Source organism: Sphingosinicella sp. (assembly GCF_052387495.1).
Classification (GTDB): domain Bacteria; phylum Pseudomonadota; class Alphaproteobacteria; order Sphingomonadales; family Sphingomonadaceae; genus Allosphingosinicella.
Genome location: NZ_JBQTJC010000123.1, coordinates 1 through 1,806 on the forward strand (window position 1 = coordinate 1; position 1,806 = coordinate 1,806).

The 1,806-nt window shown below is 69.4% G+C and carries 2 protein-coding genes; one reads left to right on the plus strand and one right to left on the minus strand.

What is annotated here, in order from left to right; translation table 11 throughout:
• Positions 1-1,460: sensor histidine kinase (locus ACT4N8_RS07165; RefSeq protein ID WP_444857447.1), on the plus strand; the 1,460-nt coding region annotated here is incomplete at its 5' end.
• On the opposite strand, the gene ACT4N8_RS07170 is transcribed toward ACT4N8_RS07165, so the two are convergent.
• Positions 1,457-1,645, minus strand: a complete 189-nt coding sequence (locus ACT4N8_RS07170; RefSeq protein ID WP_444857448.1) for a hypothetical protein — start codon at positions 1,643-1,645, stop codon at positions 1,457-1,459. The genes ACT4N8_RS07165 and ACT4N8_RS07170 overlap by 4 nt on opposite strands.
• Positions 1,646-1,806 lie beyond the last annotated feature (161 nt).

Sequence of the window (1,806 nt, forward strand, 5' to 3'; positions counted from 1 at the left end):
CCCGGCTGGCGCGGGCATTGCCCACCGACGCCAGCCGGGACGCGGCGGAGAAGGCGGCGGAATCCCTGCTCGCCCGGCACGTCCAGCGCTTCACGCTCGCCGGGTCGCGCAACGCCTTCACGATCCGCTCCGGACGTGACGCGACCCTGGCCTTCGGCGACGCGGAAGAAATCTGCCAGCGCATCCTGAACCGGCTGAATCGCTTTCCCAACGTCGCCGGCCGCCACGCCGTCTATGGCCGGGACCCGACCCGCCCCTGCCTCAGCCCGGGCTTCACGCCGCCGGCCATTCCCGCAGCGCGCGGCGAGGCGCTCAGGGCGGTGATCAGGCCGGGCGGCAACCAGCTCGAGGTCTTCCTCTACGATCCGCAGGGCGCGATCGAGGGAATCACCGTATATGACCGGGCGACCGTGGCCCGCGCGGTCGATCTGCCGCGCCTGCCAGGCGATTTCGCCCTGGAGCTGGTCCAGGGTGACCGGGTGATGCGGCTGCGCGCCATGTCGCCGGAGGGCGAGCAGGCGGAGCAGATTGTCGAGAATAATCCGCTCGGCAACAACCTGTATGCAATGCGCATCCGCATGCCGGCGCCGGCGCTGACCCTCAGCGAGGTCTTCGTCGTGGCGACACCGATTCTGATGTGGCTCTGGGCCTCGTTCATCGGCTGGATCATCGTGCGGCGGTTCCTGCTGCGGCCGCTGCAGCACATCCAGAACGCCATTTCGGCCTACAAGCCGGGCGATCCGGCGGTCGACCTGCCCGCCGTTAGCAGCACGGCGCAGGAGATCGATGCCCTCGGCCAGGCGTTCGGCCGCGTCACCCGGACCGTCGCCCGGCACGAGGCGGAGCTGGAGGCCGCGGTCGTCCGCCAGACGCGGTTGGTGCGCGAGGTCCACCATCGGGTGAAGAACAATCTCCAGGTCGTCGCCTCTTTGCTCAACCTCCATTCGCGCGGCGCGCGCAGCGAGGAGGCGGCGATGGCCTACGCCTCGATCCAGCGGCGGGTCGACGCGCTCGCCGTCGTCCACCGCAATCATTATGCCGAGCTCGAGGAGAATCGCGGCGTCGCGCTGAGGCCGCTCATTTCCGAGCTCGCCGCCAATCTGCGCGCCACCGCGCCGCCCGCCGCGGCCGGCATGTCGATCCGCCTCGATATCTCGCCGCTCCAGGCGACGCAGGACGTCGCGGTTTCGGTCGCTTTCCTGATCACGGAGGTCGCCGAGTTCGGCATGCTCTGCGGTGCCTCCCAGGTCTCGATCCTGCTCGAGCGCGAGGCGCCCACGCTCGCCCGGCTCTGCGTCGAGGTCGACAGCCTGGCCGGAGGCGCGGTCGAGTGTGAGGAGGCGATCTCCGAGCGCTTCGAGCGGATCATCACCGGCCTCTCGCGCCAGCTACGCTCGACGCTCGAGCGGGATCCCGAGCGCGGCCTCTACGAGGTCCGGATCGCGGTGGTCGACACCTAGCGGCTGCGGTCGTCGCGGCCGCCGCGGTCCGCCGATCGATCGGGCCGGCCTTTGGATTCCTCGGCGGCGCGCTTGAGATCGGCGGCGTCCTGACCCGCCGCATTCGCCGCCTCGACATTGTCGAGCTCGTCCTCGTGGATTCCGTCCAGATCGGAATGGGGCGGGGTTTTCGGCGGCTTCGCCATGGCGCTGTCTCCTCACCGCCCCAACCTTCGAAAGCCACGAAGGGTTGCCGCGCGGACCATCCGAACCATCCGAAAAAAATTTGCACCGCGCGGAACCCGGGCTGGCCAGCATCGTTGTGGGCCTTGGATAGTGACCTTTTGCCCCCCCGCTCTCGCTATCC

Excerpts from the sequence above, each read along its gene's own strand:
- ACT4N8_RS07170 (WP_444857448.1), bottom strand. The coding sequence starts at position 1,645 with ATGGCGAAGCCGCCGAAAACCCCGCCCCATTCCGATCTGGACGGAATC.